The organism is Streptomyces anatolicus, assembly GCF_019400875.1.
Taxonomy (GTDB): Bacteria; Actinomycetota; Actinomycetes; order Streptomycetales; family Streptomycetaceae; genus Streptomyces; species Streptomyces anatolicus.
The window spans coordinates 1-6,297 of the sequence record NZ_WMBF01000377.1 but is presented as its reverse complement, the minus strand read 5'-3'; the positions used below and the strand labels follow the sequence as shown (position 1 = coordinate 6,297).

The window sequence follows — 6,297 nt, the reverse complement described above, 5'->3', positions numbered from 1 at the left end:
GGTCGTCGCCGGTGAGGGCGGGCTCGGGGGCGGGCCTGCCGGGGTCGTCCAGCCAGTACGAGACCGGCTGGGCGTCGGAGAGGGACTTGGTCCAACCGTGGGGTCTGGGGGCGCTGCCCCCAGAAATGGACAGCATGGCGCTAGGGGCCATGATTTCCACTCCTTCTGAAATGGCGGGAATTACCGGGACTGCTTGTTGCGGCGCTTGCCGGCCAGCATTCCGGCGAGTACGAGCAGGACGGCGACGAGGAACATCGCCGTACCGATCACATTGATCTGAACGGGCGTGCCCCGCTGTGCGGATCCCCAGACGAACATGGGGAATGTCACGGTCGAGCCCGCGTTGAAATTCGTGATGATGAAGTCGTCGAAGGAGAGCGCGAAGGCGAGCAGCGCGCCCGCCGCGATGCCGGGGGCGGCGATCGGCAGCGTGACCCTCAGGAAGGTCTGCACGGGACCGGCGTAGAGGTCCTGCGCGGCCTGTTCCAGGCGGGGGTCCATCGACATGACGCGCGCCTTGACGGCGGTCACCACGAAGCTGAGGCAGAACATGATGTGGGCGATGAGGACGGTCCAGAAGCCGAGCTGCGCGCCCATGTTGAGGAAGAGCGTGAGCAGCGAGGCGGCCATGACGACCTCGGGCATCGCCATCGGCAGGAAGATCAGCGAGTTGATGGCGCCGCGCGCCCGGAAGCGGTAGCGCACCAGGGCGAAGGCGATCATCGTGCCGAGCACGGTCGCGCCGATCGTCGCCCAGGCGGCGATCTGGAGGCTCAGGGCGAGCGATCCGCACATGTCGGCGACGCCGCACGGGTCCCGCCAGGCGTCGGTCGAGAATTCCTGCCAGGAGTAATTGAAGCGCCCCTTCGGCTTGTTGAAGGAGAACACCGTGACGACGACGTTCGGCAGGAGCAGATAGGCGAGCGTGCACAGGCCCGCGATGACGACGAGATTGCGCCGCAGCCAGCGAAGAACGGCCATCAGACGAGATCCTCCGTCCCCGACTTGCGGATGTAGAAGGTCACCATGAAAAGAATGGCGGCCATGAGGATGAAGGACAGGGCGGCCGCCGTCGGATAGTCCAGGACGCGCAGGAACTGCGTCTGGATGACGTTGCCGACCATGCGGGTGTCGGTCGAGCCGAGCAGGTCCGCGTTCACGTAGTCGCCCGCCGCCGGGATGAAGGTCAGCAGCGTTCCGGAGACCACGCCCGGCATGGAGAGCGGGAAGGTCACCTTGCGGAAGGTCGTGGACGGCTTGGCGTAGAGGTCGCCCGCGGCCTCGTGCAGCCGTCCGTCGATGCGCTCCAGCGAGGTGTAGAGCGGCAGGATCATGAACGGCAGGAAGTTGTACGTGAGCCCGCAGATCACCGCCAGCGGGGTGGCGAGGACCCGGTCGCCGTCGGTGACGCCCAGCCAGCTGGTGACGTCCAGGACGTGCAGGGAGTTGAGGGCGCCCACGAGGGGGCCGCCGTCCGCGAGGATCGTCTTCCACGCCAGCGTACGGATGAGGAAACTGGTGAAGAACGGCGCGATGACCAGCACAAGGATGATGTTCCGCCAGCGGCCCGCGCGGAACGCGATCAGATAGGCGAGCGGATAGCCGAGCAGCAGGCACAGGACGGTGGCGGAACCGGCGTAGAGCACCGAGCGCAGGAACTGCGGCCAGTAGTCGGTTGCCGCGTCCCAGTAGGTGGCGAAGTGCCAGGTGACCTTGAAGCCCTCTTCGAGCGACCCGGTCTGTACGGAGGTCGAGGCCTGGTAGACCAGCGGCAGCGCGAAGAAGACGATCAGCCAGAGGATGCCGGGGAGCAGCAGCCAGTAGGGGACGAGGCGGCCGCGCCTGCGGGGCCCGCGCGGTGCGGGAGCCGGGTCTTCGGGGTCTTTCGCCGGTGGCGCTTCGGTGAGGGTCGTCGTCATGCGGAGGCGTCCTCCTCGACCTTGGAGGCGCCCGCCTCGACATCCTGAGCGGCGTCGAGGCCGAAGGTGTGCGCGGGGTTCCAGTGCAGGACGACCTCGGCGCCCGGGGTGAGGCGGGCGTCGCGCTCGATGTTCTGCGCGTACACCTCGAAGGAGTCGCAGGCGGGGCTGTCGATGACGTACTGCGTGGAGACGCCGATGAAACTGCTGTCGGCGATGCGTCCGGTGATGCGGTTGCGGCCCTCGGGGATCTGCCCCGCGTCGTCGGCGTGCGTGAGGGAGATCTTCTCGGGCCGTACGCCGGCCAGGAGCCTGCCGCCGGTGGCGGTGGGACCCGTACATCGGGCGGTGGGCAGCGTGAGCTTGCAGTCGCCCGCCTTGAGGATGAGGGCGTCGCCGCTCCTGGCGGCGACCTCGGCCTCGATGAAGTTGGAGGTGCCGAGGAAGTTGGCGACGAAGGTGGTGCGCGGGTTCTCGTAGAGGTCGGCGGGGGCGCCGAGCTGTTCGACGCGGCCGCCGTTCATCACGGCCACGGTGTCGGCCATCGTCATGGCCTCCTCCTGGTCGTGCGTGACGTGCACGAAGGTGATGCCGACCTCGGTCTGGATGCGCTTGAGCTCGAGCTGCATCTGGCGGCGCAGCTTGAGGTCGAGGGCGCCGAGGGGTTCGTCGAGGAGGAGCACCTTGGGGTGGTTGATCAGGGCGCGGGCGACGGCGACGCGCTGCTGCTGGCCACCGGAGAGCTGGTGGGGCTTCTTGCGGGCCTGCTCGCCGAGTTGTACGAGGTCGAGCATCTCGCCGACCTGCTTCTTCACGGACTTGATGCCGCGGCGGCGCAGGCCGAAGGCGACGTTCTCGAAGATGTCCAGGTGCGGGAAGAGCGCGTAGGACTGGAAGACGGTGTTCACCGGCCGCTTGTACGGCGGCAGGGCCGTGACGTCCTGGTCGCCGAGGTGGACGGTGCCGGAGCTGGGCTCCTCCAGGCCGGCGATCATGCGCAGCGTGGTGGTCTTGCCGCAGCCGGACGCGCCGAGCAGCGCGAAGAAGGAACCCTGCGGCACGGTGAGGTCGAGCGGATGCACGGCGGTGAAGGAGCCGTACGTCTTGCTGATCCCGGTGAGACGGACATCGCCGCCGTGTTCTTGAGCAGTGGTCATGGTGGGGTCCAGGGGAGAGTAGAGGGGCAACGGAGGCGCCCCTTCAGGGGCGCGGGGAACTGCGCGACCAGCCACAACGGACCCGCAGGTCCAAGCGGCCACAGCCCACTCGGCGTCACACGCCGGTCAGCTTCGCGAACTTCTCCTCGTACGCGGTCTCTTCCTTAGGCGTGAGCGACCGGAACGCCCGGGACTTCTCCTTCATCTCCTTGTCGGGAAGGATCAAAGGATTCGCCGCCGCGTCCTTGTCGATCTTCGCGAGAGCGTCCCGCACTCCGTCCACCGGACACACGTAGTTGATGTACGCCGCGAGGCGCGCCGCCGGCTCCGGCTCGTAGTAATAGTCGATGAGCCGCTCGGCGTTGCTCTTGTGCCGCGCCTTGTTCGGGACCAGCAGATTGTCCGTGGACGTGATGTAACCCGCGTCGGGGATGTGGAAGCCGATGTCCGGGTTGTCGGCCTGGAGCTGTACGACGTCGCCGGCCCAGCCGAGGCAGGCGGCGATGTCGCCCTTGGCGAGGTCCGAGGTGTAGTCGTTGCCGGTGAAGCGGCGGATCTGCCGCTTGTCGACAGCCTTCTGGAGACGGGCGATGGCCGCGTCGAAGTCGTCGTCGGTGAAGTCCGCGGGATCCTTGCCCATGTCGATGAGGGTCATGCCGACGGTGTCGCGCATCTCGGAGAGGAATCCGACGCGCCCCTTCAGCTTGGGGTCCTCGAGCAGCTGCGACACCGAGGTGATCTTCTTCCCGCCGGTCGCCTTCTTGTTGTAGGCGATGACCGTAGAGATGCCGGTCCAGGGGTACGAGTAGGCCCGTCCCGGGTCCCAGTCGGGGTTGCGGAACTGGGTCGACAGGTTGGTGTACGCGTGCGGCAGGTTGGCCGGGTCCAGTTTCTGGACCCACCCGAAACGGATGAGCCGCGCGGCGAGCCAGTCCGTGACGCAGATCAGGTCACGGCCGGTGTCCTGGCCGGCGGCGAGCTGCGGCTTGATCTTCCCGAAGAACTCGACGTTGTCGTTGATGTCCTCGGTGTACTTGACCTCGATCCCGGTGCGCTTCGTGAACGCCGCCAGTGTGGGCCGCCTGTTCTTGTCCTTCTCGTCGACGTCCATGTACTCGGTCCAGTTGGAGAAGGTGATCCGCTTCTCCTTGACCGAGTGGTCCTCGGACGAGACATCACCCTGGCCCTTGCCCGCGGCGGGGATCCCGCAGGCGCTCAGCGCCCCGAGTCCGCCGACGGCGAGCGTGCCGCCGGTGGCGGCGCGCAGCAGGGAACGGCGGGTCAGGGAACCCCTGCCGTTCCGCAGGCTGCGGTGCATGGCGGCCAGCTGGGCCGGGGTGAGGGGGTCCCTCCCTGCTCGAACGGAGTTGAGAGCTTGGGGGAGTTCGGGCTCGTACTGCTCCATGCGCGTGGTTGCCCTTTCGGGAGGAAGGCGGCCGCTGGTCGGGCGGCCTGTGACGACGTGACTACCGGTCCCCGAAGATCGTGCGGTGCCAGTCCTTGCGGACCACCGCGGTGTTGTCGAACATGACGTGCTTGACCTGTGTGTACTCCTCGAATGAGTACGCGGACATGTCCTTTCCGTAGCCCGAGGCCTTGTAGCCGCCGTGCGGCATCTCGCTGAGGATCGGGATGTGGTCGTTGACCCAGACGCACCCCGCCTTGATCTCACGGGTGGCGCGGTTGGCGCGGAACACGTCGCGGCTCCACGCGGAGGCGGCGAGGCCGTACGGCGTGTTGTTGGCGAGGCGGATGCCCTCGTCGTCGGAGTCGAAGGGCAGGACGACGAGGACGGGCCCGAAGATCTCGGACTGCACGATCTCGCTGTCCTGCGCGGCGTCGGTGACGAGGGTGGGCTTGTAGTACGCGCCGGGGTGCTGGAGCGCCTCGCCGCCGGTCACCACGCGCGCGTAGGAGCGGGCGCGGTCGACGAATCCGGCGACCCGGTCGCGGTGCACGTGCGAGATGAGCGGCCCCATGTCGGTGCTCGGGTCGAACGGATCGCCGAGCCGCACGCTTGCCATGAGGTCGGCGACGCCCGCCACGAAGGCATCGTAGAGCGGACGCTGCACGTACGCGCGCGTGGCGGCCGTACAGTCCTGCCCGGAGTTGATGAGCGCGCCCGCGACCGCGCCGTGCACGGCGGCTTCCAGGTCGGCGTCGTCGAAGACCACGAAGGGCGCCTTGCCGCCCAGCTCAAGGTGGAGCCGCTTGACGGTGGCGGTGGCGATCTCGGCGACGCGCTTGCCGACGCCGGTGGAGCCGGTGAAGGAGGTCATGGCCACGTCCGGGTGGCCGACGAGGTGTTCACCGGCGTCCTTGCCCGCGCCCGAGATGATGTTGACGACGCCGTCCGGGATACCGGCCTCGGTGGCGGCCTGCGCGAACAGGAGCGAGGTGAAGGGCGTCAGCTCGGCGGGCTTCAGGACGATGGTGTTGCCGGCCGCGATCGCCGGGAGAACCTTCCAGGCGGCCATCTGGAGCGGATAGTTCCAGGGCGCGATGGAGCCGACGACGCCGATGGGCTCACGGCGTACGTACGAGGTGTGGTCCCCGGTGTACTCGCCGGCCGACTGGCCCTGGAGGTGGCGGGCGGCGCCCGCGAAGAAGGCGGTGTTGTCGACGGTGCCGGGGACGTCGAACTCCCGGCTCAGCTTGATCGGCTTGCCGCACTGCAGGGACTCGGCCTGCGCGAACTCCTCGGCGCGGTCGGCCAGCACGGCCGCGAAGCGGTGCATGGCGTCCGAGCGCTCGCCCGGGGTGGCGCCGGCCCAGGCGGGGAACGCCTCTGCCGCGGCGGCGACGGCGGCGTCCACGTCGTCTCTGCCGGCCAGTTCGTACGAGTGGACCTCCTCGGCGGTGGCCGGGTCCACGACCGCGTGGGTCCGGCCGGAGGTGCCCTTGGTCAGCCGTCCGGCGATGTACTGCGCGCCGTCCGCGAAGTGGTCCCGCGCCTGGAAGTTGTGCATGACGCTCTCCTCCGCCGCCCTCCCCGTCCCGTGGGGTCGGCGTAGCTCCAGATCGATTTGAGTGCCGATCCTGACAGAGCAGGGATAGTCCAACAAGTGATTCCGTTGTTGCCTTTTGGTTACGCGACGGAATCTGTCGACCAGGTGTCGAGTCGGCCTGGGAAAGGGGGGACGGTGTGTCAGTGGTGCGAGTCGCACTCGCGTGCGATGGCGGGCGGGGCGCCTCGGAGCTGGCGGACGCTTGGGGTTTCT

Annotated in this window: 5 protein-coding genes; all 5 read right to left on the bottom strand. The window is 68.1% G+C overall.

Annotation, left to right across the window (positions count from 1 at the left end):
* Window positions 1-180: 180 nt before the first annotated feature.
* Window positions 181-981 (bottom strand): ABC transporter permease, encoded by an 801-nt coding sequence (locus GKQ77_RS25245; protein WP_219691234.1) that lies wholly within the window; start codon window positions 979-981, stop codon window positions 181-183.
* Window positions 981-1,919: an ABC transporter permease gene (locus GKQ77_RS25240; protein ID WP_219691233.1), complete on the bottom strand. Its 939-nt coding sequence runs from the start codon at window positions 1,917-1,919 to the stop codon at window positions 981-983. The genes GKQ77_RS25245 and GKQ77_RS25240 overlap by 1 nt, the downstream gene beginning before the upstream one ends.
* Window positions 1,916-3,076, bottom strand: coding sequence for an ABC transporter ATP-binding protein (locus GKQ77_RS25235; RefSeq protein WP_219691232.1), 1,161 nt, complete (start codon window positions 3,074-3,076; stop codon window positions 1,916-1,918). The genes GKQ77_RS25240 and GKQ77_RS25235 overlap by 4 nt, the downstream gene beginning before the upstream one ends.
* 115 nt (window positions 3,077-3,191) lie before the next feature.
* The gene (locus tag GKQ77_RS25230) at window positions 3,192-4,481 is read right to left on the bottom strand and encodes a polyamine ABC transporter substrate-binding protein (protein WP_372459979.1); all 1,290 of its coding nucleotides are present in this window, start codon (window positions 4,479-4,481) and stop codon (window positions 3,192-3,194) included.
* Window positions 4,482-4,542: 61 nt separating this feature from the next.
* On the bottom strand, window positions 4,543-6,045 hold the full coding sequence (locus GKQ77_RS25225; RefSeq protein ID WP_219691231.1) for a gamma-aminobutyraldehyde dehydrogenase: 1,503 nt from the start codon (window positions 6,043-6,045) through the stop codon (window positions 4,543-4,545).
* Between the last annotated feature and the right edge of the window lie 252 nt (window positions 6,046-6,297).